Origin of the sequence: Rhizobium sp. BR 314 (assembly GCF_047445805.1) — a bacterium.
Lineage (GTDB): Bacteria > Pseudomonadota > Alphaproteobacteria > Rhizobiales > Rhizobiaceae > Rhizobium > Rhizobium lusitanum_B.
In genome coordinates, this window is sequence record NZ_JARWLA010000008.1 from 58,985 (window position 1) to 84,368 (window position 25,384).

General features: G+C 60.8%; 28 protein-coding genes and 1 pseudogene. 13 read left to right on the forward strand and 16 right to left on the reverse strand.

Annotated features, from left to right (window positions below; genetic code table 11):
* The first annotated feature begins 107 nt into the window (after positions 1-107).
* A complete protein-coding gene (locus tag QD461_RS13265; RefSeq protein WP_414088184.1) occupies positions 108-1,094 on the forward strand; it encodes a Gfo/Idh/MocA family protein in 987 nt (328 codons plus the stop codon).
* Positions 1,095-1,158: 64 nt separating this feature from the next.
* Here QD461_RS13265 and QD461_RS13270 read toward each other — a convergent pair whose 3' ends face one another.
* The gene (locus tag QD461_RS13270; RefSeq protein WP_414088185.1) at positions 1,159-1,545 is read right to left on the reverse strand and encodes a GtrA family protein; all 387 of its coding nucleotides are present in this window, start codon (positions 1,543-1,545) and stop codon (positions 1,159-1,161) included.
* A complete protein-coding gene (locus tag QD461_RS13275; RefSeq protein WP_414088186.1) occupies positions 1,542-2,555 on the reverse strand; it encodes a glycosyltransferase in 1,014 nt (337 codons plus the stop codon). The genes QD461_RS13270 and QD461_RS13275 overlap by 4 nt, the downstream gene beginning before the upstream one ends.
* A 240-nt stretch (positions 2,556-2,795) precedes the next feature.
* Here QD461_RS13275 and QD461_RS13280 point away from each other — a divergent pair, with 240 nt between their 5' ends.
* Positions 2,796-4,625, forward strand: a complete 1,830-nt coding sequence (locus QD461_RS13280; protein WP_414088187.1) for a hypothetical protein — start codon at positions 2,796-2,798, stop codon at positions 4,623-4,625.
* 78 nt (positions 4,626-4,703) lie between these two features.
* Here the strand turns inward: QD461_RS13280 and QD461_RS13285 are convergent, their stop codons facing one another.
* A complete protein-coding gene (locus QD461_RS13285; RefSeq protein ID WP_414088188.1) occupies positions 4,704-4,934 on the reverse strand; it encodes a homogentisate export protein in 231 nt (76 codons plus the stop codon).
* A gap of 235 nt (positions 4,935-5,169) precedes the next feature.
* Between QD461_RS13285 and xseA the strand changes: the two genes are divergently transcribed.
* The 3 genes from xseA to QD461_RS13300 all read left to right on the forward strand — a co-directional run bounded on the left by xseA (position 5,170) and on the right by QD461_RS13300 (position 8,020).
* Positions 5,170-6,786, forward strand: coding sequence for an exodeoxyribonuclease VII large subunit (xseA, locus tag QD461_RS13290; RefSeq protein WP_414088189.1), 1,617 nt, complete (start codon positions 5,170-5,172; stop codon positions 6,784-6,786).
* Positions 6,786-7,379, forward strand: coding sequence for an NAD(P)H-dependent oxidoreductase (locus tag QD461_RS13295; RefSeq protein ID WP_414088190.1), 594 nt, complete (start codon positions 6,786-6,788; stop codon positions 7,377-7,379). Before xseA ends, QD461_RS13295 begins: the two co-directional genes overlap by 1 nt.
* Positions 7,380-7,597: 218 nt before the next feature.
* Positions 7,598-8,020, forward strand: coding sequence for a VOC family protein (locus QD461_RS13300; RefSeq protein ID WP_414088191.1), 423 nt, complete (start codon positions 7,598-7,600; stop codon positions 8,018-8,020).
* 60 nt (positions 8,021-8,080) lie between these two features.
* Here the strand turns inward: QD461_RS13300 and QD461_RS13305 are convergent, their stop codons facing one another.
* From QD461_RS13305 to QD461_RS13315, 3 genes are all read right to left on the reverse strand, one after another.
* Positions 8,081-9,334 (reverse strand): aminopeptidase, encoded by a 1,254-nt coding sequence (locus tag QD461_RS13305; protein ID WP_414088192.1) that lies wholly within the window; start codon positions 9,332-9,334, stop codon positions 8,081-8,083.
* A gap of 93 nt (positions 9,335-9,427) precedes the next feature.
* Positions 9,428-9,901, reverse strand: a complete 474-nt coding sequence (ybaK, locus tag QD461_RS13310; protein ID WP_199089700.1) for a Cys-tRNA(Pro) deacylase — start codon at positions 9,899-9,901, stop codon at positions 9,428-9,430.
* Positions 9,902-9,910: 9 nt separating this feature from the next.
* Positions 9,911-10,267, reverse strand: a complete 357-nt coding sequence (locus QD461_RS13315) for an ArsC family reductase (protein ID WP_414088193.1) — start codon at positions 10,265-10,267, stop codon at positions 9,911-9,913.
* 152 nt (positions 10,268-10,419) lie between these two features.
* On the opposite strand from QD461_RS13315, the gene QD461_RS13320 reads away from it, so the two are divergent.
* Together QD461_RS13320 and QD461_RS13325 are read left to right on the forward strand one after the other, a co-directional pair.
* Positions 10,420-10,941, forward strand: coding sequence for a MarR family winged helix-turn-helix transcriptional regulator (locus tag QD461_RS13320; RefSeq protein WP_414088194.1), 522 nt, complete (start codon positions 10,420-10,422; stop codon positions 10,939-10,941).
* A 132-nt stretch (positions 10,942-11,073) separates the two neighbouring features.
* Positions 11,074-11,226, forward strand: coding sequence for a hypothetical protein (locus QD461_RS13325; protein WP_414088195.1), 153 nt, complete (start codon positions 11,074-11,076; stop codon positions 11,224-11,226).
* Positions 11,227-11,231: 5 nt separating this feature from the next.
* Here QD461_RS13325 and QD461_RS13330 read toward each other — a convergent pair whose 3' ends face one another.
* From QD461_RS13330 to QD461_RS13340, 3 genes are all read right to left on the reverse strand, one after another.
* On the reverse strand, positions 11,232-12,293 hold the full coding sequence (locus tag QD461_RS13330; protein WP_414088196.1) for a succinylglutamate desuccinylase/aspartoacylase family protein: 1,062 nt from the start codon (positions 12,291-12,293) through the stop codon (positions 11,232-11,234).
* A 95-nt stretch (positions 12,294-12,388) separates the two neighbouring features.
* Positions 12,389-13,570: an MFS transporter gene (locus QD461_RS13335; RefSeq protein WP_414088197.1), complete on the reverse strand. Its 1,182-nt coding sequence runs from the start codon at positions 13,568-13,570 to the stop codon at positions 12,389-12,391.
* Positions 13,571-13,832: 262 nt separating this feature from the next.
* Positions 13,833-14,807, reverse strand: coding sequence for a quinone oxidoreductase family protein (locus QD461_RS13340; RefSeq protein ID WP_414088198.1), 975 nt, complete (start codon positions 14,805-14,807; stop codon positions 13,833-13,835).
* Positions 14,808-14,898: 91 nt separating this feature from the next.
* Here QD461_RS13340 and QD461_RS13345 point away from each other — a divergent pair, with 91 nt between their 5' ends.
* Both QD461_RS13345 and QD461_RS13350 read left to right on the forward strand, forming a co-directional pair.
* Positions 14,899-15,780: a LysR family transcriptional regulator gene (locus tag QD461_RS13345; protein WP_414088199.1), complete on the forward strand. Its 882-nt coding sequence runs from the start codon at positions 14,899-14,901 to the stop codon at positions 15,778-15,780.
* A gap of 90 nt (positions 15,781-15,870) precedes the next feature.
* The gene (locus tag QD461_RS13350) at positions 15,871-17,514 is read left to right on the forward strand and encodes a SulP family inorganic anion transporter (protein ID WP_414088200.1); all 1,644 of its coding nucleotides are present in this window, start codon (positions 15,871-15,873) and stop codon (positions 17,512-17,514) included.
* Positions 17,515-17,521: 7 nt separating this feature from the next.
* Here QD461_RS13350 and QD461_RS13355 read toward each other — a convergent pair whose 3' ends face one another.
* Positions 17,522-18,169 carry a 2'-5' RNA ligase family protein gene (locus tag QD461_RS13355; protein ID WP_414088201.1) on the reverse strand — a complete coding sequence of 216 codons (648 nt, stop codon included), beginning with the start codon at positions 18,167-18,169 and terminating at the stop codon, positions 17,522-17,524.
* Positions 18,170-18,358: 189 nt separating this feature from the next.
* Here QD461_RS13355 and QD461_RS13360 point away from each other — a divergent pair, with 189 nt between their 5' ends.
* Both QD461_RS13360 and QD461_RS13365 read left to right on the forward strand, forming a co-directional pair.
* Positions 18,359-18,496 (forward strand): hypothetical protein, encoded by a 138-nt coding sequence (locus QD461_RS13360; protein ID WP_414088202.1) that lies wholly within the window; start codon positions 18,359-18,361, stop codon positions 18,494-18,496.
* A gap of 137 nt (positions 18,497-18,633) precedes the next feature.
* Entirely contained in the window at positions 18,634-19,197 is a 564-nt protein-coding gene (locus tag QD461_RS13365; protein ID WP_414088203.1) for a methylated-DNA--[protein]-cysteine S-methyltransferase, read from the forward strand.
* A gap of 30 nt (positions 19,198-19,227) precedes the next feature.
* Here QD461_RS13365 and QD461_RS13370 read toward each other — a convergent pair whose 3' ends face one another.
* The 3 genes from QD461_RS13370 to QD461_RS13380 all read right to left on the reverse strand — a co-directional run bounded on the left by QD461_RS13370 (position 19,228) and on the right by QD461_RS13380 (position 20,859).
* A complete protein-coding gene (locus QD461_RS13370) occupies positions 19,228-19,779 on the reverse strand; it encodes a GNAT family N-acetyltransferase (RefSeq protein ID WP_414088204.1) in 552 nt (183 codons plus the stop codon).
* Positions 19,780-19,797: 18 nt separating this feature from the next.
* Positions 19,798-20,172 (reverse strand): DUF4180 domain-containing protein, encoded by a 375-nt coding sequence (locus QD461_RS13375; protein ID WP_414088205.1) that lies wholly within the window; start codon positions 20,170-20,172, stop codon positions 19,798-19,800.
* A gap of 72 nt (positions 20,173-20,244) precedes the next feature.
* A complete protein-coding gene (locus tag QD461_RS13380) occupies positions 20,245-20,859 on the reverse strand; it encodes a TetR/AcrR family transcriptional regulator (RefSeq protein ID WP_414088206.1) in 615 nt (204 codons plus the stop codon).
* Between the two features lie 54 nt (positions 20,860-20,913).
* Between QD461_RS13380 and QD461_RS13385 the strand changes: the two genes are divergently transcribed.
* Positions 20,914-21,450, forward strand: a complete 537-nt coding sequence (locus QD461_RS13385; RefSeq protein WP_414088305.1) for a DUF6622 family protein — start codon at positions 20,914-20,916, stop codon at positions 21,448-21,450.
* Between the two features lie 12 nt (positions 21,451-21,462).
* Here the strand turns inward: QD461_RS13385 and QD461_RS13390 are convergent, their stop codons facing one another.
* Entirely contained in the window at positions 21,463-21,939 is a 477-nt protein-coding gene (locus tag QD461_RS13390) for a MarR family winged helix-turn-helix transcriptional regulator (protein WP_414088207.1), read from the reverse strand.
* Between the two features lie 65 nt (positions 21,940-22,004).
* Here QD461_RS13390 and QD461_RS13395 point away from each other — a divergent pair, with 65 nt between their 5' ends.
* Positions 22,005-22,553: an NADPH-dependent FMN reductase gene (locus QD461_RS13395; protein ID WP_414088208.1), complete on the forward strand. Its 549-nt coding sequence runs from the start codon at positions 22,005-22,007 to the stop codon at positions 22,551-22,553.
* A gap of 196 nt (positions 22,554-22,749) precedes the next feature.
* Here the strand turns inward: QD461_RS13395 and mug are convergent.
* Positions 22,750-23,248: pseudogene (mug, locus tag QD461_RS13400) on the reverse strand (G/U mismatch-specific DNA glycosylase).
* Between the two features lie 115 nt (positions 23,249-23,363).
* Complete coding sequence (locus QD461_RS13405) at positions 23,364-25,343, reverse strand: oleate hydratase (RefSeq protein WP_414088209.1); 1,980 nt, start codon at positions 25,341-25,343, stop codon at positions 23,364-23,366.
* Between the last annotated feature and the right edge of the window lie 41 nt (positions 25,344-25,384).

Consider the following 25,384-nt stretch of genomic DNA (forward strand, 5'->3'; position numbering starts at 1 on the left):
CGTTTCGCTTTACCCACCGTGTTCACAAATGGATCCCGCCGGATGTGCAGCATCGCGAATATCGCCATGCGACCCTCCGCTTCGGGTGATACTTCAGGAGAGACATCATGCTGCGTTTCGGAATTCTATCGACGGCGAAGATCGGCCGCGACGTGGTGGTGCCGGCCATTCAGGATGCGGAGAATTGCGTCGTCACCGCAATCGCCAGCCGCGATCTCGGTCGCGCCCGGCAGATGGCGGATCGCTTCTCCGTGCCGCATGCTTTCGGCTCCTATGAGGAGATGCTCGCCTCCGACAAGATCGACGCCGTCTATATTCCCTTGCCGACTTCGCAGCATGCCGAATGGACCATCAAGGCGGCCGATGCCGGCAAGCATGTACTCTGCGAAAAGCCCATCGTGCTGAAGGCCGAGCAAATCGACAGTCTGATCGCTGCTCGCGACCGCAACAAGGTCGTGGTGACGGAAGCCTACATGCTCACCTATACTCCGCTTTGGCGGAAGGTTCGTTCGCTGCTTGCCGACGGCGCCATCGGCCGCCTGCGCCATGTCCAGGGCGTCTTCACCTATTTCAACCGGGATGCCGGCAACATGCGCAATATCCCGGCGCTTGGCGGCGGCGGTCTGCCCGATATCGGCGTCTACCCGACGATCGGCACTCGTTTCGTCACGGGCCGCGAACCCCTACGCGTTCAGGCGACGACCGAGCGCGACCCGGAATTCGGCACCGATATCTATTCCAGCGTCAAGGCCGATTTCGGAGACTTCGATCTCAGCTTCTACGTCTCGACGCAGATGGCGAACCGGCAGGCCATGGTCTTCCACGGCACCGAAGGCTTCATCGAGGTGAAGTCGCCCTTCAACGCCGACAGGTATGGCGCGGAAGAGCTGGAGCTGACCAATCGCAATCATCTGGAATCGCAGATATTCCGTTTTCCCGACAGCCGGCAGTACAGGCGCGAGGCGGAAGCGTTTGCTTCGGCAGCATTGGGCCAGGGCGCGGAAATCGTGTCGCTGGAGAGCTCGAAGCTCAACCAGAAGGTCATCGACGCCATTTACCGCGCCAGCGAAAAGGATGGTTGGGAGCCGGTCTGAAGCACTTCAAGGAAAGTGCTCGACACTTTTCCGTCCGGATACGTCGAAATAAGAGGACCGCGTCTCAGGGATTTTGCCGGTGGCGGAAGACGAAGCGTGAATAGCCGAAGAAGCTGAACGCCGTCGCCGCCGCCGAGGCAAGAGTCAGGGCTATGATTGGTCGAAGCGACGGCGCGGACATCAGGAGCGAGCTGAACAGGCCATAATTCAGCAGAGCTGATGTCAGTCCGACCGAACCGTAGCGGAAACCTTCCGCCGCCAGCGACCGGTTGGAGCGGCCGAAGGTGAAGTTGCGGTTAAGCACCCAGGTGGCGAGCAGCGCACTCGGGATGGAAATGGCCCGGCCGACGAAGGGGCCGAAGGGCGTGAACCAGAGCATGAGATGCAGCACGCCGGCATCGACCACGAAACCGACGCCGCCGGCGATCAGGAAGCGAAAGAGCTTCTTCATGCGGCTTTCGCCCTTTTCTTCCGGCTTGCCGGCTTTTCGAGTTCCGCCATGTAGACCGTCCGTTCATCGCCAGCCTCACGTGACGACGGTTTGGCGAGGCTCATGTAATGGATGCGCAGCTGTTCGGCGCGTGCGCGTGCGACCGAGTCGAGGATGAGGCCGGCCGTAAACAGCATACAGGCAATCATCGCCAGTGCCATGGCGAGGATCCAGCTCGGCAGACGGGACACCATCCCTGTTTCGAAAAATTCGATGAAGACAGGAATCGAGAAGCCGATGCTCATTTCGACGCAAATGACGCAGAGAAGGCCGAAGAAGGCGAAAGGCCGCGTTTCCTTCATCAGCATGGCGAACATCCAGAGGATCTTGCCACCGTCCCGGAAGGTGGAGAGCTTCGAGTGCGAGCCTTCCGGCCGCCGACCGTAATCGAGTTCCAGTTCGCTGACGGGCAGTTTCAGCCGCGAGGCGTGAACCGACATTTCCGTCTCGATCTCGAAACCGCCCGACACGGCGGGAAAGCTCTTGACGAAACGGCGCGAGAAGGCGCGATAGCCGGAGAAGATGTCCGTGAAGTCGGCGCCGAAGATCGAACGGTAGAGCCAGTTGAAAATTCGGTTGCCGAAGGCATGGCCCTGTCGGCCGGCGTCGTTATGAACGTTGCGCCGGGTGCCGACGACCATATCGGATCCCTCGGTCAAAAGCGTGCGGATCAGCTCCTCGGCGTCCTCTGGAGCATAGGTGCCGTCGCCATCGGCCATCAGATAGATATCGGCTTCGATGTCGGCGAACATGCGGCGCACCACATGACCCTTGCCCTGTCGGCGTTCACGCACCACGTTCGCGCCCGCAAGCATGGCCTGAAGCGCCGTGCCATCGGTGGAATTATTGTCATAGACATAGATGCTGGCTTGCGGAATGGTTTCGCGAAAACCGCGCACGACATTTCCGATCGTGGCTGCTTCGTTATAGCAGGGCAGCAGGACGGCGATGTTCAGCTTCTCATTCCACATGATCTTGGCCGCTTCCTAGGCGTGATATCAAGTTGTAACCCGATGGACGATCCGGACGAGAGCTTATCGCGCTGCCTGTTAATAAGACCCTATGGTTGCGAAGGAAAAATGGCCGGAGATTGCGTCGGAAAAAACATTATCGTGATGACGATCGCGGCCGATACGAGCTTTACTTTTTTTTGATGGGCGGCCGATACTGTGATCCCTCGAGCATTCTTCAAGTCCGGGGTTTATCCGTATATGACGCAGACGCTGACAATGTCGCCCGAAGCAGCGCCTGCACCAGGCAGGAAAGTGTCCACGCGCTGGTCGCACCCTGTTCTTGTGCCTTTGATCTATTGCATTCTGCTCATCGTTGCCCAGCTCGTCATTCACCGCAACCTTGCCGACTATGTCGGCCCCGACAATGACGATGCCATGCGCCTGGTCGAGGTGCGCGATTTCCTCGCGGGTCAGGGCTGGTTCGACATGATGCAATATCGGCTTGGCCTCGATGGCGGAACGCTGATGCATTGGTCGCGCTTCATCGATCTGCCGATTGCAGGTCTTATTCTCTTCTTCCGGATGTTCTTCTCGCCCGAAGGAGCCGAGGCGGCGGCACTGACCGTCTGGCCGCTGATGCTGATCGTGCCGTTGATGGCCTTCATGGGCCTCGCGGGCCGCCGCATTGCCGGCGTCGAAGGTATGCACTTCTCGCTGCTGCTGACCGCGCTCTTCGTCGTGCTCTCGCCGCGCTTCGTACCGGGATCCATCGATCACGACAATGTCCAGCTCGGTCTTGTCGCGTTGGCCGTCGCCATGCTGGTCGACGAAAGCTATAAGCCCCGCAATTTCGCCATCGCTGCCGTTGCTCTTGCCATCCAGCTCGGCATTGGCGCGGAAACGACGCCTTTCGTGGCCTTCGCCTGCGTGGCTGTCGCCTGCCTTTGGGCGTGGGATGGTGAGCTGTTCGCGCCGGCCGCAAAGGCTTTTGCGTTGACGTTGACGATTGCCGTCAGCGTCGCCTTTTTCTCGCTCGTGCCGCCGCGCTTCTATTCGATGGTCACCTGCGACAATCTCTCGCTCGGTTTCTACGGCATAATCAGCGCCGGCTGCGTCGGGCTGTTGTTGTCGGCGGTTTTCGCCAGCCGCATGTCGCGGCCCTGGCGCCTGGCGGTGCTTGCCGCCAATGGCGCATTTGTCTTGGCAACGACGGTTGCACTCGCGCCGCAATGCCTGCGCAATCCGCTTGCCGATCTGGATCCGATGCTGATGGATCTCTGGCTGAGCCGTGTAACGGAGGCGCAGTCGATCGTCTCCATCATCCATCGGCAGCCGGAGACGCTGGGCGCATTCTATGCGACAAGTTTGATCGCGATGATCGTCTGCGCGGTCCGCATACTGCGCGGCGAGCGGGCGCGCTTGCACACGGTTCTCATCGCTCTGATCGCCATCAATTGGATCATCACGCTCGTGCAGGTCCGCGGCGCGGAATTCGCCAATCTGCTGGCCATCCCGCCATTGGCGCTTTTGCTTGCGGAGCTGCGCCGGATTTCGGTGGCAGACACCAAGAACGTCCGGGCATCCCTGATCTATGTGGTTGCGGCACTGGTCTCGGTACCGGCGGTATGGGCCGTAGGCGGCACGCTGGCGTTCAAAGGTGTTGCTAACGCCTTTGTGGCGCCCAAGGCCGAGGAAACGGTGGATTGCGCGTCGAAGGGGGCGCTGACGCCCATCGCCGGTCTTGAGCCTGGCGTGATTGCAGCCTCCTCCAACATGGGGGCGCCGCTTCTGCGCTTCACGCCGCACCGCACGCTCTCCGGTCCCTATCATCGCGATCCCGATGGGATGCTGGCCGAGCTCAATATCGGACTTGCTCAACCGCCTGAGGCGGAAGCGCTGTTGCGCAAGGCGCATGTGACGCTGGTGGCCTTCTGCAAGGGAGATCCGCAGGTACAGCTATTGTCCGAGCGCAATCCCAAAGGGCTGTATGGCCGACTGAGTGCCGGCGATGTGCCTGCCTATCTGGAGCCGATGCCAGCCTCGCCCAAGTCGGACGTTCGGTTTTTCCGTTTCAAGCCGCAGGGTTGAGCAGGGGCAATTCCCAGAAAAGTATTCAGCGGCTTTCCAGCGGAACGGCCCGGAGAGCCTCGGAAGCGCGGATCCGCGTCAGGCGCGGCGGCGGTGTTCCATCACGTCGGCTGTCACGAGATAGCCGATGAAGCCTAGGTTGTAGCCGCCGAGTGCCATGAACAAAGTGGTTAGCGGCGGCGGAGTGACCGAAATCGCGACGGCCGCCATGAAGGCTATGCTCATCAGTGCCACGCCGAGCAAAGCGCAGACGGTCGAGCGCTGCAGGCCGGCGGCAATTCCGATGATCGTGGCGGTCGCGAATATCATCGCTCCATATCCTCTTTACCAAGAACCAGTTTGCACAGCTTTACGCCCGGATGGCTAAAAAAGCCTTTGTCCGTAGGGTTAACGCTTGCTGAAGTAATAAGCTCCGCGCGTTTATGGCGCACGCAACGGTCACCTGCGGTTCGAAACCACATGCGGTGCTTCCTTCGATCGATTCCGACGGAAGGAATGATGACCCGGGCTCCGCATTTTCCACGACTTGAGCTAGAAAGAAGCCATGAGCAGCTTTTTTGACAATGATTCGCCCTCGAACCTGACGGAATATTCCGTTTCGGAATTGTCCGGATCGATCAAGCGCACCGTCGAGAATGCGTTCGATCAGGTGCGCGTGCGCGGGGAAATCTCCGGCTATCGCGGGCCGCATTCATCGGGCCATGCCTATTTCTCTCTGAAGGACGACCGGTCCCGCATCGACGCGGTCATCTGGAAAGGTAGCTTTTCCAAGCTGAAATTCCGCCCTGAAGAGGGGATGGAGGTTATCGCGACCGGCAAGGTGACAACCTTCCCGGGCTCGTCGAAATATCAGATCGTCATCGAAAGCCTGGAGCCGGCCGGCGCCGGCGCGTTGATGGCGCTACTGGAGGAGCGCAAGCGCAAGCTCGGTGCCGAAGGCCTTTTCGATGCCGAGCGCAAGCGCAGGCTGCCCTTCATGCCGAAGGTGATCGGCGTTGTGACCTCGCCGACCGGCGCCGTCATCCGCGATATCCTGCACCGCATCTCCGATCGCTTCCCCGTGCATGTGCTGGTTTGGCCGGTCAAGGTGCAGGGGGAGGGCTCGGGTGACGAGGTGGCGAACGCCATTCGCGGCTTTAACGAGTTTGAGCCTGGCGGCCGGATCCCGCGTCCGGACGTGCTGATCGTTGCCCGCGGCGGCGGTAGCCTCGAAGATCTCTGGAGTTTCAACGACGAGGCCGTCGTTCGTGCTGCTGCTGCAAGTGAAATTCCGCTGATCTCGGCCGTGGGGCACGAGACGGACTGGACTTTGATCGACTACGCTGCCGACGTGCGCGCTCCGACGCCGACGGGTGCCGCCGAAATGGCCGTGCCTGTCAAAGCGGAACTTGAGGCGCAGCTTGCAAGCCTCGCCGCCCGGCTGCAGGGCGGAGTGGGTAGGCAGATGGATCAACGGCGGCAGGCGGTGCGCGCGTTGCTGCGCGCCCTGCCGTCGCTCGATCAGATCCTCGCTTTGCCGCGCCGCCGCTTCGATGAGGCAGCCGCCGGCCTCGGCCGCGGCTTGGAGCTGAACACGCTGAACAAGCGCCGATCCTTCGAGCGCATGGCCTCGCAGCTGCGGCCGGATATCCTGTCTAACCGGATTGCCGAGCGCCGCCAGCAGCTCAATGAGCGGATGACCCGGGCGGAGCGCACCATCGAGCGCATGCTCGACCGTTCGCGTGCCCGTATCGAACGAGCCGATGCCGTCTTCGCCACGCTGCCCTCGCGCCTCGAAGCGCAAACGGGTCGCGCCCGCGATCGTCTCGGCAATCTCGCCCGCCAGGCCGATACTGCCATCCGCCACCAGCTGACCCGCGCGCGCAGTGAACTGGTGGCACAGGAGCGTATCCTACAGTCTCTTTCCTACAAGAACGTCCTGAAGCGCGGCTATGCCGTCGTGCGTGATGAAGACGATCGCCCGGTTTCGCTGGCAGCAGCGCTTTCGACGGGTGCGGCCATCTCGATCGAATTCGCGGACGGCCGAATCGGTGCGGTCACGGGCGATGCTGCCATCCCTCCGCCTTCGTCCACGCCGCCATCAGGCACATCGCCTTCGAAGAAGCGTGCCGTCAAGCCGGCAGAGGCTACCGCCCCACCGAAGCAGGGAAGCCTGTTCTGATGCGCGTCCTGCTCGTTTTGGCTCACCCTCTTGAGGATAGCTATGCCGCGGCCGTAGCGAAGGTTGCGCAGGAAGCGCTTGTCGCCGGAGGGCACGAGGTCGACCTGCTAGATCTCTATCGCGAGGGCTTCGACCCGCGCCTGTCGCAGGCTGAGCGAGGCGGCTATTTCGATCAGCCCTATGATACGTCAGGTGTCGACGATATCGTCGCACGATTACGCGCTGCCGAAGGGTTGATCCTGGTTTTTCCGCAATGGTGGTTCAATTTTCCAGCCATTCTCAAGGGCTTCTTCGATCGCGCATTTGCGCCTGATGTCGCCTTCACCCATGATCCCGCGGGCGGTCGCATCGTGCCCAGGCTCACCAATATCCGCCTCTTCTGGGCGTTGACGACCACCGGCTCGCCCTGGTGGATCGTGCATCTCTACATGGGCAATCCGGTGCGGCGTCTGCTGAAACGCGGCATTGCCGCCTTCTGCGCCAAGCGGCTGAATTTCCGCATGTTGGCGCTCCACGACATGGATCGCGTCACCGTTGCCGGGCGGAAGGCGCATCTCGCGCGCATCAGGAAAGCGCTGGCGAGTATCCGATAGGAACTTCGAGACACACCACGGCGATGCGCAATGAGTCGACGTCATGGCGGACATCTTGATTCCACTTTCCAAATCTGAGAAGCTCGCGCCGTCTGAAACAGGTTAGGTTGGTGCGGTTGGCCCAACCCCCGCGTTCTGCGGGTCCTTCCACTACTTCGGTAGCGGCCCAAGACCCTCAACGGCTCGCAATCTCGCGAGGCGAACGAAAGGGCTTGGTTATGCAACAGCAGATTTCCGTTATCACCATCGGTGTTCTCGATCTCGATCGGTCCAAACGCTTCTATGCAGAAGGGTTCGGCTGGACGCCCGTCTTCGAGAATGAGGAGATCGTCTTCTACCAGATGAACGGCTTCGTTCTCGGCACCTTCAAGCTCTCGTCGCTGGAGCAGGATATGGGTCGATCAGGCCTGAAATCGCCCGGCGCCTTTTCGCTGGCGCATAATGTCGCGAGGCGTGAGGATGTCGACGCCGTCATGGATCAACTGGTGCTGGCAGGCGGGAGCATGCTTCGCAAGGCCGATGCACCACCGCATGGCGGCTTCCGCGGCTATGTGGCCGATCCGGACGATCACGCCTGGGAAATCGCCTGGAATCCCTTCTGGCCGATCGATGAAAACGGCCTGGTGACGTTTGGCATCTAAATGCAAGAAAGCGGGCTCATGGCCCGCTTTCTCTTCTCTGAGATTGCCGTCAGTTATGGCTCAGGCCCATTCGCCCTTGCGCATGACGGGCACGCGCGAGCCATCGGCATTGATGCCGTCGATATCGATCTTGTCGGAACCGATCATCCAGTCGATGTGGATCAGGCTGGAATTGCCGCCCTGCGCCTTGATCTGCTCCTGGCTGAGCTTGGCACCGTCAATGAAGCACTTGGAATAGCACTGGCCAAGCGCGATGTGGCAGGAGGCATTTTCGTCGAAAAGCGTGTTGTAGAACAGGATGCCGCTTGCCGAAATCGGCGAGGAATGCGGCACCAGCGCCACTTCGCCAAGCCGGCGGGCGCCTTCGTCGGTGTCGAGCACCTTGTTCAGCACTTCCTCGCCGCGCGTCGCCTTGGCCTCGATGATCCGGCCACCTTCGAAGCGCACCTGGATATTGTCGATCAGCGTGCCCTGGTGCGACAGCGGCTTGGTGGAGGAGACATGACCTTCGACACGCAGCGCATGCGGCGTGGTGAAAACCTCTTCCGTCGGAATGTTCGGGTTACAGGTGATGCCGTTCTTGGCGGTGGAAGAGCCGCCATGCCATTCATGACCGTCGGCAAGCCCAACCGTCAGATCGGTGCCCGGTCCCTGGAAATGCAGGGCGGCGAAGCGCTGACCGTTCATCCAGGCCGAACGCTTGTGCAGATTGGCATTGTGCTCCGCCCACGCAGCGACCGGATCTTCGACATCGACGCGCGAGGCCGAGAAGATCGCCTTGGCGAGCTTGGCGACGGCAATCGCTTCCGGATCGTTCGGGAAGACCAGCTTCGCCCAGGAGGGGTTCGGATAGGAGACGATGTTCCAGTTGGTGTCGAAATTCGAGATCTTTTCGAGCGCCGGCTTGTATGCGGCCGAGTTGGCGCGGTTGGCGCGCGCCACCTTGTTCGGATCCTGGCTCGATAGCAGCATCGGGTTGTCGCCGGAAATCGCGAGTCGCGCCGTGTTGTTGGAGAAGGCCTTGGCCATGCCCTCATAAAGCCAGTTCGCTGCGCGGTCGAAGCTCGCATCATGGCCGTATTCGTAGCGGGCGAGTGTCGTTTCCTCATCCGAATAGAAAGTGGAGACGAGGCCGGCGCCTGCCTTGTAGGCTTCGCGCGTGATCAATCGCACCAGCGGCATCGCGGCAACCGGCGCCGTCATCAGCAGATCCTGCCCGGCCTGCAGCTGCAACCCGACCTTTACGGCCACTTCCGCAAGCTTTTCCAGCTTGGCGTGATCGACGGGATGATTGTTGGGGGAAGCTGATGTCATGGCAAAACCTGCTTGGCTGATATCGAAGATGGTCTGAAGACTTAGACCGGTTTGCGGCGAAATTGAAGGCGCTTTGTCCGACCTTGAAGATCCTCAGGCAATCAGCGGCGCAGCCTTGGCCTTGAGCGCCGTCAAGGCATCCTGTGGGCTGAGGCGCACCTGCAGACCGCGCTGGCCGCCGTTGATATAGACATAGGCCTCGGTCATAGCCTGCGCCTCAATCGCTGTCGGCACGATCTTCTTCTGGCCGAAGGGGCTGATGCCGCCGACATGATATCCCGTCAGACGCTCTGCATCGACCGGCTTCATCATGGCGGCAGACTTGCCGCCGAAGGCCGCGGCGAGCTTCTTCATGCTGACTTCGTGGTCGGACGGCACGACGACGCAGACCGGCTTGCCATCCACCTCAGCCATCAGCGTCTTCAGGACGCGATGCGGCTCCTCGCCGAGCGCCTCTGCTGCCTGCAGGCCGACGCGTTCCGCATTCGGATCGTAATCATAGGCATGTACGGTGAAGGCGACTTTCGCCTGGGTCAGCACTTGCGTCGCGCGGGTGGTTTTGGACATGGCTTGCCTCTAAGCGGTCTTGCCGAATGCGGCCGCATAAACTTCGGGCTTGAAGCCGATGAGCAATTTGCCACTCGCTTCCAGCACCGGGCGCTTGATCATCGAAGGCTGCGCCATCATCAAAGCAATGGCCTTGTCCTTGGAAAGATCAGTGCGATCCGCTTCCGGCAAAGCCTTGAAGGTGGTGCCGGCGCGGTTGAGCACGATTTCCCAGCCGGCTTCCTTCGTCCAACCTTCGAGATGCTCCCGGTCTATGCCGACAGCCTTGTAGTCGTGGAAATTATAGGCGATGCCGTGGCCTTCCAGCCATGTGCGGGCCTTCTTCATCGTGTCGCAGTTCTTGATGCCGTAAATGGTAATCGTCATGGCGAATCCGTCTCTTGCTGTCCGACAGGGCATAGCATGCGAGCAAAGCCGGTTGAAAGCCGGACGAAGGCCGAAGCGGTTCTCTCGTCCATTGCAGTCACCGCCCATAATCCTGTAAATATGCAGCGTGCATATTTATGGCGCGGGTGAGCATGGCGACGGACAAGGAAACACTACGGCTGGAAAACCTCTTCGGCGCCATGAGCCTCGCTCTGGTGGACAAGATGGAAAGGGCCTTTGCCGATGAGACAGGCCTCGGCCCAAGCGCCGTTGCCGCCATCATCCAGATCGGCTCCGAGCCGGGTCTGACGATCGAGACATTGCGCCGAATGATCGGGCTCTCCCATTCCGCCACCGTGCGCCTCGTCGATCAGCTGGTGGCGTCCGATCTCGTGTTGCGTGCCGGAGGCATCGAAGGCGACAAGCGCGCCCGCTCGCTGCAGCTGACACTGGCCGGGCAGGTATTGTTTGACAAAAGCCTCACCGCTCGCCGCGTCGTTATCGAGCGCGCTTTCAAAACGCTCAAGCCCGAAGAGACCGAGCAGCTCGGCCGTCTGGTGGAGAAGTTGTTGCCGGCTTTGGTCGATCTCGGCGACGATCAAGATGTGGTCTGCCGCGTTTGCGATCAGGGTGTTTGCGATCAGGATCGCTGCCCCATCGCCTTCATGTCCTAATCCATGCGGAACTGCCTTGACGGGTTTCGAATATATATGCACTATGCATGCATATATCTGTGAGGGGCACAATTTGCACTTCTTAATGGTCTGAACACCGCCTGCATCGCTTCGATCGGAGGCATGATCTCAATGGAAAATCGTTCGATTCTTGCCCGGCTACCGGGCAGGGCGCGCGCGGCATTTGTCGGCGCGCTGGAATATATCCGCCGCCTTGGCACTCTTCTTCGGGAGGCAGCGGCGATCGCCTTTACCCTGCGCTGCAAGGTGATTGACCGCCGCTAACCACGTCAGTCTTCCAGCGTGCCCGGCTTGCGGGCGACAGAGCTTGGCTTGTCGGAGCCGATCTTCATCAGGTCGCCGCGCCGGCGCACGAGCCGATCCGAGACGCGGGTGACGATGAGGCCGGGTTGCGGCGCGCGAACCTCGATGGTTCCCTCAACCATTCCGGGGGCGGTGATGATTGTCGCCAGCAGATCGCCTTCCACGACGCGCTCACCGATGTTGCGATGGAAGAGCACCGTGCCCGCCTGCGGCGCGCGGATCATCTCGACATTGTCGAGCGGCACCGCAGGTCCGTTAAAGGCTGCGAGATGAACGCTGTCGTCGCGCACTGCGCCGCGCATAGCGAGGAAGCGCCAGAGCCCCTCCGCGTCTTGCTTGGCCATTTCAGGGTAAACATCGCGCGTGCCGCGCAGTTCGACCGTCACCGACAGCTTGCCCGGCAGCCCGGCCTTTTTCTCACCAGGCACTTCGTATTTCCAGGCAAAGCTGACGGCTTCCTCGAATGCCGAGCTTTCTCCATCCGAAAGCAGCACCGCGTCCATTTTCAGGGCTGCGGCGAGATCGGAAGCCTCGGGCCAGAATGCCTCGTCGATATAGGCATATTGCAGGGATTCGTCGTCGCAATGGAGATCGATCACCAGATCGGCGCCGAGCGCCATATGGATCAGCTGGCGCTTCAGCCGGTCGACCGCGGAATAGCGCTCGAGGTTTTCGACCAGCAGTTCGCGATCGCGCAGCGAGATCAGCGGGAAGTCACGGTTGAAATTCGTGCGCGATCCCAGATCGAAGCGGCCCTGCATCTCACCGAAATGCGATTGCGCTGCCCCGATCGGATTGGCGTGCGGCACCACGATGATGTCGCTCAGGATGGCACCTTCGATTTCCGCCTGCCGCAGTCTCTCGCAGAGGAAATGGACGAGCGCCGTCCCCGGCAGTTCACCGGCATGAAGCGCAGCTTGGATGTAGATCTTCGGCGCACCGGCATCCTTGCCGGCGAAATGCAGAACCGGCAGTCGCCACGCAATGCCTGGAGTATCGCCCTCGATGACGATTTCGGTGATATCCATATAAGGGCCTCCTCATGATGATGATCGGAGACCCATATCAAGCCATCGCTGCCTTCCGCAACCATTGCGGCCGCTTGACCGCATGGAGCGGCCGGTCAGGGGCCGCGATGCCTGCGCAGACCGAGACTGAGGAGAAGGCTGAGCAGCACGGCGCCGATGCCGAGCGAAAAGGGGGCGGCATAGCCGAGATGATCGGCGGCAATTCCGGCGATCGGGCCGGTTGCGCCGAGCGAAACATCGAGGAAGATCGAGTATAGGCCGAGCGCGACGCCGCGGTTCTGCGGCGGGATGCGCTCCATCGCCTCATTGCCGAGCGCCGGGAAGACGGGTGCGAAGCCTGCGCCGGCGAGCGCCGCGCCAATGATGGCGACCGTCGGTGAGGGCGAAAGTGCCAGCAATGCCAGGCCGATCACTTCCACGATGAGTGAAATACGCACCAGCGGCAGGCCGCCGAACCGGGCAACGGCTTGCGCAAGGCCGAGACGAACGCCCATGAAGGCAAGACCGAAGGCGCTGAGCGCGAAGGAAGCGCCCTCCCAGCCGCGGCTGTGGAAGAACAGGGCGACAAAGGCCATCACCACGCCGAAACCGCTGGAGGCGAGGGCAAGCGCAACACCGAAAGGCGCCACGCGGCTCAGTACCTGGCCGGTACCGATACCCTTTTCCTTCACACCCGGCACGGGCGGACGGCTCTGCGCCAGCATCAGCCCGGCGATGGCAAGCAGCACCGTGACTGCGCCGATGGAAGCGAAACCGTACTGCCCCTGCAGCCATGCGCCGAAGGGAGCGGCGAGCGCTATACCGCCGTAAGTGGCGATGCCATTCCAGGAGATGATACGAACGGTCTCGCGCGATCCCATCAGGCCGATTGCCCAGGTGATCGCCGCCGTGCTGACCCAGCTTTCGCCGATCCCGAGCGCCAATCGCCCCGCAAGCAATAGGGCGAGGCTTGCCGCCGGGACTTGAACCGTGAAAGTCGAAGCGATCGTCAGCGCGCCCGAGAGCCCGTAGGCGAGGAAGCCGAGAAGCACGGAGCGACGCGGCCCATACTGATCGCAGAGGCGACCGACATGCGCGCGGCTGATGATGGTTGCCACATATTGTGTGCTGACGGCGATGCCCGCCCAGACGACGCCGAAGCCGAGGCCGCTGTCGACATAGGTCGGCAGTACGGCTAGCGGAAGGCCGATGGCGATATAGCCAAAGAATGTCAGTGCAACGATGGAAATGAGGGCAAGGGTCGAATTGGACCGGATGGTCTGGGAGGCAGTGTTCACGGGATGTCGCCTGCGGACACCGGCGGGAGCGATGCCCAAACTGATTTCACGAAGGAACGAGATTTCGTATTGGATAGAGCTGACGGCGATAGCCCGAATGGCGGCGCCTCGCCTTGTGTAAGGCGTATCAGGCAAATGCTGGCGGGGTCAACGAATTGCTGCCTTGCAGCAAAAGTCATTGACGATGTGAGGCTAATATGCGTCAGACCTGAAACATCTTCCTTAGAGCGGAGCTGAGGTGCAACCCCCGCTCGAATGACACTCACATCATCAAGACGACGCTTGCCGTCGTACGGCCGGCTTCGAGATCCGCATGTGCTCGCGCCGCATCCCTCAGCTCGTATTCGGCGCCGATCGGATTGATCAGCCCGGCCAGCAGGTGCTCCATCAGGGCCGCGGTACCTTGCCGGTAGAGTTCCGGATCGTTGGCATAGGTCAGCACGCTCGGGCGAGACAGGGCAATGGCGCGGGGAGCAGTCAGCTCCTCGATCTCGATCGGCGGAATGGGACCGGCGGCCTGGCCGAGGCTGGCAACCATGCCGAAGGGGCGCACGGCGGCAAACGTCTGCGACAGCATCGTTCCGCCGATCCCATCGACGGCCAAGTGGACGCCGCGACGATCGGCGATGCGGCGGGTTTCTTCCACCCAATCTTCGGACGTGTGCAGAAGAACGATGTCAGCTCCGGCCTCATAGGCAAAACCGGCCTTGGCTTCGGAGCCGACCGTGGAGATGACGTTCGCGCCGATCCGCTTGGCAAGGCGCGTAACGAGCTGGCCGAGGCCGCCTGCGCCGGCATGAACCAGCACCCATTCGCCCGCTTTTAGCGGATAGACCTTTTGCAGCACCATATGGGCGGTAAGTCCGCGCAGCATCGTGCTGCCGGCCACCCGTTCGCTGACGCCATCAGGCAGTTTCACGAGCCGCGAGATGGATAGCGTGCGCACCTCGGCGTAGCTGCCGAGCGGATGGCCGATATAGGCGACGCGGTCGCCGACCTTCAGCTCGCCGCCGCCGGGGCCGAGTGCCTCGACCACGCCGGCACCTTCGAAGCCGAGCACGCTTTGGCCGGGCGGCAATGGGTAAAGTCCGGAGCGAACATAGATATCGACGAAATTGACGCCCGAGATGCTCTGGCGGATCCGGGCTTGACCCGGGCCGGGCTCTGTCGCGGGGAGATCGACGGCTTTCATGGCCTCGGGTCCGCCGGGGCCGGTAATGGCAATCGCTAGGGGCATCGAGAAGTCTCCTTTCAGGAGATCTTTGACCATAAACCCCGGCCTGAATAAATTCGGTATGAACTCACCGTACCTGTGCAATAATGCACGGATGATCGATTGGCAGGACCTCCTCCATTTCGCCGCACTTGCCCGAACGGGCTCGCTGTCTGCAGCGGCGCGCGAGCTTGGCGTCGACCATGCCACGGTCGGCCGGCGGATTGCCGCATTGGAGCGGTCGCTGGATTTGCGCCTGATCGATCGGCGGCCGCGTACCTCTCCGCTGACTGCCGATGGCCGCGCCATAGCCGAGCTGGTGGCCGGCATGGAGGAAAATGTCGAAGCCATCAGGCGCTATTCCAAGAGCGCCGTCGCCGGGCTTTCCGCCGCGGTCAAGGTCAGCGCGCCGCCATCGATCGCCGCGCATCTTCTCGCTCCGAAAGCGGCGTTGTTTCGCGCCGAGCATCCGGATATCACCCTGACCATTGCCGGCGTCACCCGCCGGGCCGCGCTCAACTACGGTGAGGCCGATATCGCGGTGCGCATGACGCGGCCGGAGGAGAGCGACCTGCTGGTGCGGCGCATCGGCGTCATGCGCTTCGGCCTCTATGCTGTCCCCGCAGTGGCGCAGATGCCCGATAGCGACTGGGCCTTCATCGGCTATGATTCGGCGATGGAGCATCTGACCCAGCAAACCTGGCTGCGCAGCCTGCTCGAAGGCCGCCCAATCGTCTTTCGCGCCACCGATGTCTTCGGCCAGCTCGAGGCTGCCCGTGCCGGTCTCGGCGTCGTGGCGCTTCCGGCCTTTCTCGGCGATGGCGAGGTGGGACTGACGCGTCTACCGGCAGCAATCCCGTCTCCCGCGCGGGACATCTGGCTCGTCACCTATCCCGATCTGCGCCGCTCGCCGGCAATCCGTGCGGTCATGGACTTCGTCACAGAGATGATCGGCCGCGGCTGCCCGCTGCGCGACAGCGTCGATGCTGCTTCCTAAATCGTCGTTTTCAGGACCTATTTTGTTGTTGCAGCGTAGCGGCGAATCTCTATCCATAGATGGATGGGCCATACTTACGGTCGGTGATCGATGACGAAGCTGGGCAGTTGGTTCGTAGTAGACAAGGCGGATCTGGTCGCCGGCATATCGGTTGCCGGGCTGATGCTGCCGGAAGCGGTGGCTTACGCCGGCATTGCCGGGCTGCCGCCGCATCGAGCCATCCTTGCCGGTATCGCCGGATGTCTGATCTATACCATATTCGGCCGCAGCCGCTTCGCTATCATTTCCCCGACATCCTCCTCCGCCGCCATTCTTGCCGCGACGCTGGCGGTCGTGCCGGGCGATGTCACCGTCAAGACGGGGCTTGCCACCGTCGCAGTCGCGCTTGCGGGGGCCCTCTTTGTGGTCGCTGCCCTGTTGCGCTTGGGCGGCATCACCGGTTTCATCTCACGGCCGGTGCTGCGAGGCTTCGCGTTGGGGCTGGCGATCACAATCATTCTCCACCAGCTGCCTATCCTTGTGGGGGTGCCTGTGCAGGGCTCGAACATCTTCACCTATGCGGCGGCGCTATTCGGCGCGATCCTGCAATGGAACCCGATCAGCGTTGCCGTCGGCGTTGTGGCGCTGACGGCATTGCTGCTGCTCAAGCGCATCCCCAGCATTCCCGGCGCCTTCCTGGTGCTCGCGGTCGGCATTTTCGCCTCATACCTGTTTGGCCTTGAGGCGCACGGCGTCAAGCTCGTCGGCACCATAGAAATACTGCCGCAATGGCCGTCGCTGCCCGATGCCGGCTGGACGTCTTATTCGCGGCTGGTCCAGTTTACGGTACCGCTTGTCCTCATCCTTTTTGCCGAATCCTGGGGCACCATGCGAGCTCTGGCGCTGCGCTACGGCGAAACGCTGGAGGTCAATCGCGAACTCGGCGCGCTCGGTGCCGCCAACATCGCCAGCGCGCTCGTCCAAGGTATGCCGGTTGGCGCTGGCTTTTCAGCAGGTTTCGCCAGCGAGGCAGCCGGCGCAAAGACACGGGCTACCACCGTATTCGCCGCCATTGGCCTTGCCATCCTGATCGCCTGCGCCGGACCGCTGGTGGCGCTCTTGCCCGAGCCGGTGCTTGCAGCCGTGGTGATTGCGGCGCTCACCCATGCGCTCGATCCAAGCCCCATTCTGCGCCTGCGTCGTCTGCATCGCGATTTCTACGTGGCGCTAGGCGCTGCGATCGGTGTGCTGATCTTTGGCGTGCTGAACGGCATGCTGCTGGCAATTGCACTGTCGCTGGCGGCCATGATGCATCGTCTGGCGTCGCCCTATGTCGCCCGTCTGGGGAGGCTTGGCGACAGCCACAACTTCGTTGATGTCAGCCGCCATGACGAGGCATCCGAGACCGCTGGTATCGCCGTCTGGCGCCCCGGCGAGACGCTGTTTTTCGGCAATGCCGACACGATCTTCGGCGAGATTCTGTCACGCAGCCATAGCGAGGCAGGGATGCGTGCCGTCGTCCTCAGCCTGGAAGAGAGCTTTGACCTCGACAGCACCGCGATGGACGCCCTGATGGAGTTCGATGGCGCCATGCGCCGCACCGGTATCCGTCTACAGTTCGCCCGCGTGCATGATCGCGTTCGCGACCTGATGACCGTCGCTGGAGTAGCCGATGTCGCCAATCGCTGCAGCTTCAGCGTCGATGATGCCGTGGCGGCGGTGAAGTCGACACTTGAAGCCTCTCCCAAATCGTAAGCAAAGGCTACGATAGAGGCCATTCCCAAATATGGCCGTGCTCGCTATCGCCTTGAAAGCTATTGACTAGCATAAGACTCCTGACAATCCACCTGATGGGCCGCTCCAACATGGATTCTGGTAGAACACGGCCACAGTAGAATAGAGTCATATGTGGCTCATAGGATTCAGGGGCTTCAGTGTCAAAACCGGCGCACTGCAAAGCGGCATACAGTTCTCGACGCAGCATCTTCAGTTCCTCGTTTCCCCGCCTACGCCAGAGCACATACTGGTGATTACCGCGCCCACCGAAGGTGGCGACGCAATCATATACAAGTTCGAATGAGGACATGTAGATGGTAGATGCCGCGTCCATGGCAGCGACGATCGCCTCTTCCCGAGCGCGATGCGCAACGTCTAAGGGGTAGATGGTCGTATGATAGAGATCATACTGCCTTGGTTCGCGCCGCAATCCGTTTCGTCGGCTCTGGTCCCATGTCATTTCCGCCGTTAGCTTGGCGATTTTGGAGGTTGGTAGCGCCGCAAAATAGAGAGCTTGGCCATGCTTCGGCATGTTTCTGCCTTTACGCTTTATGGGCATCCCCCCTAGATCGAGGGACATCTGGTCGCTGTGATACAAAAAATTGTTCAAAGCCGATTTGGCTTTGCCTCCCATTATTTTTGACACTTCTAATGTTTATCTTTGATAGACTCTAAAATCAAGAACGAAACATGAACATTATCGGAGGTGTACGTTGCAAACCATGCATCTCATTGGAAGAGCGGCCGAATAAAAAGTCGGTCTGACCTGTTCACTCCAAGCTCGGGTCTTCATGCCCGTCGTCAGCAACAGGGAGTGACAATCATGCACACCAGATCTGTCTTTACGGTCCTCTTCCTCGTTTTCATCGGCCTTGGTGTCGCGTCCTGCACTACCTCGGGCGATCACAATTCCGGCGGCGGCATGACGCTGAACGCACCTCCGACCGGCGGCGGATATTGATTTCAGGATTGTCGTTATCTGAGCGTCGCTCCATCACCGTCAAAACGGTGGCAATTCCTGTTCTTCGCAAGAATCGGGTTGAATTCGTCGTGCCTGAGGACGATTTTCATGACAAGTGGAAACACAGGGGCTTTGTCATGAGCGAGGCAAGACAGCATTACTTGATTTTCGAAACCGCCGGCGGCTTCTGCGGCATCGCTTGGAACGATGTCGGCGTCTTGCGCTTTCAACTGCCGACAAAGGATGCAAACTCGACCGAGCGACTGCTCTTGCGCCGCTTGCCAAATGCGCAGCCCGGCACGCCGGTGCCCGAGATCGCGGAGGTGGTTGCGCAGGTGAAGCGCTATTTCGCAGGCGAGGAGATCGACTTCTCAGGCGTTACGCTCGACCTCGGCGAACAGGATGATTTCTTCAAGCGGATATACGATGCCGCCCGGCAGGTCGGCTGGGGTCACACGACCACCTATGGAACGCTCGCCAAGCAGCTTGGCGCCGGCCCGGAAGCTGCGCGCGATGTCGGCCAGGCCATGGCGAAGAACCCCGTCGCGCTGATCATTCCCTGTCATCGCGTTCTGGCCGCAGGCGGCAAGATCGGCGGTTTCTCCGCGCCGGGTGGCTCGAATTCCAAGGCACGCATGCTGGAGCTAGAAGGCGTTCAGCTTGCACCGCCAAAGCCGGTCCAGCAATCGCTAGAGTTCTAAGCTACAGTCCAGTCCAGGGATGCGGCGAGCCTAGTCTTGCGCTGGTCGGCGAGCCCGGGAAAACAATAGCGTATCCTTGTCGTTGAGGCGCACCGGTGTCGGATCGCGGTAACCGGCCTTTTCCGCAACGCGGATCGAGGCCTTGTTTTCAGGCGAGATCAGACAGACGCTTCGCTCGAAGCGAGGCTGCCCATCCAGCCACGCGGTGGCGGCGGTCAGGGCCTCCGTCGCAAAGCCCTTGCCATGCGCCCATGCCGCCATCGCCCAGCCGGCCTCGGGAATGCTGCGGATCGACGGCTCCATGACCCGGTGAAAATCCGCAAAGCCAAGATCCCCGACATAGCGGCCGGAGGATTTCTCTCGGATTGCCCAGTAGCCATGGCCGAGAAGCGGCCAAAGGCCATGATATGACAGCATCCGCATCCAGGATTCTCTCGACGTCGATACCAGGTTGCCAAAGATATGCTTCACGACCATCGGGTCGCTCCACATGGCCGCAAGCGGCCCGAAATCATCGAGCGTATGTCCGGTGAGCAGGAGGCGTTCGGTTTCGAGTGATGGAGGGGAGGTTATCGGTTTCATGCAAGCCGTTCTTTCAGCCTAGTTTTGAGAGGTCTGCTGCAGCCGTTCGGCCAGTGCTTCTTCGTTGGGCAGGAACCAGACTTCGCGCCCCTTGTTCGCCTCATAGACGAAATCCCTGAGGGCGTCGCTATCGGCAACCCATCGCGAGATATCGCCGATGATGGCAAGCCGGCAACGATAATTGACGAATTTCTGGATGATGCCGCCGGCGATACGGGTCGAAAGCCGGAAGAACTCATCGCTCAGCCGCGACACGGGAATGGCGATCATGCCCGCCTCAGCGTCCCATGCGGCACTGAGCCAATCGTTCACATCTTTCTCGCTGGCCAGTATCGGTCCATTTTCATCGCCGATGACAACCTTGTAGCCGGATAAGTTTTTGACTGCGTGCATGCTGCTCAACTTTTCTTTCTGTTGGGAAATATGGAATTGTTCTCGTGTCATGTCGATAGGGGGAAGCTGGCATCAGGCACTGTCGGTTCTCTCCGCCGATGTCGGAAGACCCTTGCCGGAAAGCTGCAGCACCGCCGCCACCAGCGCATCGGGATCTGCGCCCGGATCGAATTGTCCGTCGATCATCAGGAGCGCGAGGCCGTGCGTCAGCGACCAGAGGAATAGCGCTGCCGTGCCGATCTCCTCAGCCGGCAGGCGCCGGGACAATCCATCCTTGAGCACCTCGTAGGCTTGAGAGCGCAACGCGCGTATCCTGTCGTTGGCTGCGAAAGCGCCCCTGAAGCCTTCGCCGAACATCAGCCTATAGAGGCCCGGATTGTCACGCGCAAAGGCGATATAGGCCATCCCCGCCGGCGCAAGCTGACCGTTTGCATTGCTTGGCGCGGCCTGAAGGCGCTCCGCCAGTTCCGCGAAACCCTGCTCGGCAAGTGCCACAGCAATGTCGTCCAGTCCGGAAAAGTGATGATAGGCGGCCGGTGCGGAAACGCCGACGCGGCGGGCGATCTCCCGAATGCTGAGCGCACTCGGTCCACCCTCTTCCAGCAGCACACGGCCCGCCTCGAGAAGTGCGTTTCGCAAATTCCCATGATGATAGCGCGCCGATCGCCCGTTTTCTGCTGTCGTCAACTTACTCGTCTCCAATCTTTACGACGTTAAGATTATCGGCTAGTTCTGTGTCGGCTGCAATCCTGCCGTTACGGAGTTCCGGCGATGTCTCATATTCCGGCCTATGTCTACTGCCTGTTTCTACTGCTGTTTTGGATGGGCATTTCGCGATGCTTGCCGCGCACCATCCGGGTTGAACGCCTCGCTATAATGCCAGCCCTGATGGCAATACTCGGTTGTCGCGGCTTTGAGGGACTTTTCTCGCAGCCCACGATGTTTGATCTGCTCGCGGCAGCCTTGGGACTATGCGCCGGCATGGGAATCGGCTGGCATCATGTCAGAACCTGGAACATCGGTGTTGATAGAGAGCGGGCATCGCTCTCCTTGCCTGGCGACGTCATGATGCTGGTGATCATCCTTGCGACCTTCGCCTTCGAATTCCTGCTGCATGCCGCAGCGGAAACCCATGCCATCTGGTTCTCCGCTCCCGCGGTGCCGCTGGTTGCGGCAGCAATATGGGCCGGTTTTATCGGCATGTCCGTCGGCAGAAATCTGCATCTCTTTTCGCGTTACATAAATGTTCCTGTGGAGCCTGTCGACCAGGCGGGCTAGAGCGCCTCGGGCTCAACCACGCTCCTTGTCGCTTTCCGCCAACGGCAGTTCGCTGAGCCCGTCTGCGAAGCGGCGCAAAAGCCGCGTGAGCGACTGTCGATCCTCGTCGGTCCACGCGGCGAGGACCTGCGTCAGGGCACGCCTGCGCGCCTCGCGCACTGCCCTGAAACGCTCGTTGCCCTCCTCGGTAATCTCGGCAATCGACCGACGCCTGTCTTCGGTATCGGGGCTGCGGGTCACGAGGCCGAGACTGTCGAGCCGCGCCAGTTGACGGCTGACGGTCGTATAGTCCCGACCGACCTGTTCCGCGAGTTCGGCGACACCGAGCGGTCCCTGCATTCCGAGACGGGCGAGCAGGGGAAACAGCGCGCGATCGAGTTCCACGCCCGCGGCCCTGAGCAGGGCCTCGTCGCGCTGCGGCGCATTCAGGAAATTGACGATATCAAGCAGGCCGCCGGCGAGCTCATCGAGAATATGTGTATTTTGCACCTTTACAGATCCCGCTCCTTCAATTTAAGTGTATTATACACATAATAAGAGAGAGCGCCATGCCCATGCAGTCCAGAATCCTTGTCATTGTCGGCAGCATAAGGCCGAACCGCATATGCCCGATCGTGGCCGAATGGGTGACATCCGTCGGCCGCGCAATTTTGCCTGCCGAGTTCGAGATCGTCGATCTTCGGGACTGGCCCTTGCCTATGGATGGCGAGCCCAGCATCCCGGCAACGGGAGACTATCGCACCGATCTCACCAAGGCGTGGAGCGAGAAGATTGCCACCGGCGATGCCTTTGTCTTCGTCAGCCCCCAATATAATTGGGGCTATCCGGCCGTACTGAAGAATGCGCTCGATCACCTCTATCGGGAGTGGGCAGGCAAACCGGCCATGATCGTCACCTATGGCGGCCATGGTGGCAATAAGTGCGCGACCCAGCTTCATCAGGTGCTGACCGGATTGAAGATGAAGCCGCTCGAAACCATGCCTGGTTTCACCCTATCGCGCAGCTTTATCGAGGCGAACACGGGGGCACTGGACCCAGCAGCGGAATTCGCCGAGGGACGCGCGACGCTCGAACAGGCTTTTGGCGAATTGGGCAGCAACTGAGCGGGCACTTCGCGCCGCATCAATTTTCATATCCGATCGTTGCTGCATTGTTGTTGTGGAATATCGGGCTTCGATCGGCCGCTGGCCGATACTAATGGAACAATGGCTGCGCGTGATGGTCGGCTCGGCCAGTAGAGGGGTGACTGTTCCGTCGGTCGCCGGCTTGCAAGCATTGGTCTAGAAGGGCTGGTTACCTTTAGCGATCGATCGCTAACTTCAGTTCGCGATAACATTCCGTTAGCTTTGCCAGATCGAAAGCCCGGTTGAGGCCACTCGGGTTGGGTAAGATCCAGATCGCGGTGCCCGCAAAGCCTTCCGGCTGGCTGCCCCATTCAATATCGGCCCGAGGGCTGATGGCGGCATAGGCCGCCTTGCCCAGAAATGCGAGATTGCCCGGCGTAAGCTTTCGGATCTTCTCCTCGAGCACAGGAGCGGCAGCAATATAGTCACTCCTCTTCAGTTCACTGGCGCTTTTGGTCGGACGGGCGACCGCAGATGTCAGGCCGAGGCTATATTGCAGCATCTCCAGCTCTTCCTCCGCCCGCAGCAGGCGAGGGGTGAAGCCAGCAAGATGCAGCACCCGCCAGAAGCGGTTGCTGCCGGTTGGAAAAGTTGTGGCCGTCGCGCTGCGCCGTCAGGGCCGGGTTCAATCCGCAAAAGATGACGGAAAGGCGGGGCGCAAGGATCTCCACCAACCCGCCTGTCGACCACGCACCTTCGAGCGGCGCATTCGTCGGTTCGAGAGAGGTGTCATCGTGCATATCGAATGTCCGTGCGCAGACCTGAACGAAGCAGCTTRAACCCCGCCCGTCAGCGTCTGCTGCGCGATATCAGATTTTCCCTGACCTTCTCAAGCCAATCGATAACCCGCCCGACCGCTTGCCCTCCCACGCCAAAGAGTTCCGCAAGTTCGCTTTCGGCCTTCTCGCGTATCGAGGTCTCGTGATCCGGCAGCGGCGGCAGGATATGCGCGAAGTAGGTCTTGTCCAACAGCCGATGAAGCAGGCGCTCGCCCGGAAAGGGCTCGTCATTGTTGAGCGCCCGCGCCGCCTTGAGAAGGGTACGGATATCATACTGGACGGGGCTGATGTCGGGCACCTGTTTACGCAGGCCCAAAAGCGTATACACGCCCACGCGCGCGGTGCGGATCGAACTGTCCATGGTGAAGATGATGTCGTTCGACGTTTCCACGAACTGGCCCATCAGCGCTAGGTTGGTGCATCCGGCCGGCACGACGTGCGGTCTGTCGCCTGCGGCGCGCGGCATGAACATGGCGGTGATATAGGGCATAAGCGCAAGGCGCGCCTTGGTATTGGCGACGACTGCGTCGAGCTGACCCTCTATCCCCAGATGATAGCAAAGCTCGGCAATGATCTCCCGACCGGTGCATGCCGGCATTGGCTTCTTGATGTAGTTGCCGTCCTTGTCCATGAGCAGCGCGTAGACCCAGACGACAAGCACATCGTCGGGCTGCTCTGGAAAATGCGGCTGACGATTGCAGGTGAAGCTGAGCACCCAGTTGGAATCGGTAAAGGTGAGGATGCCGCCGGTCACGGTCTTCCCCGAATAGGGATCGTTGACCGAAAGCTCCTTCAGCTTTTCCACGAAGGGCGAAGGCTTGCAGGTCAGTGTGACCGACTCCCACATCGATTTTTCGGTATCGCCATAGAACTTCTCCGGCTTTCCGAAGATCGGCGATTTCTTCGCGAGGTTTTTCCAAAGCGCCCAGTCGCTGGTCTCGCCCGGTTCGTGCTGTCCGCGCTGAAGCACCGGCGCCGTTTCCATGTCGCCATAGGCGGTGCCTTCCGTCATGGATCCCGTGAGCGCGAACACCACGTCGTTCGGCCCAACGGCGATGGTCTGATCCTTGCCACCGATATCGGCGCGGATCGCCGTTACAGTGCGCGCATTGCCGTCGACGGTCATGTCGAGGTCATAGGCGCGGGTGTCGAACTGAACCTTGACCCCACGCTCCTGAAGGTGCCGGACGAGCGGGCGCACGAAGCTGTCATACTGATTATATTTGGGAAAGATCAGCGCCGACATGTCCTTGAGCCCATCGAGCGCATCCAGGAAGCGGTGCATGTAGAGCTTCATCTCGAGTAGGCTCTGCCAGTTCTCGAAAGCAAACATCGAGCGCCAGAGATACCAGAAATTGGTTTCGAGGAAGCCGGGGCTGAAATATTGCTCGATGGTGATGTCGTCGAGGTCTTCCTTGCGTTTCAGCAGCAGCCGGATCAGCTCCCATTGCTGCGAGCGCGTGAGGCCGAGGGTGGAGAAATCACGGATCTCGCCGCGCCTGTGCATCAGCCGGGCTTTCGAGAAGTTGGGGTCGTTGTCGTTGACCAGCCGGTATTCGTCGAGAACGCTGTAGCCCTCGGGCAGTTCGAGCGCCTGTACATCCTGGAACATGTCCCAGAGGTTATCATAGTTCCAGTTCATCTCGCGGCCGCCGCGGATGATATAGCCTTCCTCGGGGCTACCCGCGCCGTCGAGCGAGCCGCCCTCGATGTCGATCGTGTCGAGGATGGTAATGTCCTCTCCGGCCATGCGGCCGTCGCGGATCAGATAAAATGCTGCAGCAAGACCGGCGATGCCACTGCCGATGATCCAGGCCTTGCGCCCCGCTACGTCATTCCCTGGCACCGGGCGGTTCCGCATGTAAGCGCCCATCATATCCGGCGGCGGCAGGGTATTTTCCGGGTGATGATGCCAGTAGCCTGAGGTGACGTCGTTCTCAACCGTGAATGTCTTGCTGGCATTCTGGCCGGAGTCTGGCAAGCGTGTCATGGAAACCTCCAGTCTGTCGACGATGTCTGTGGGTCAAGGCA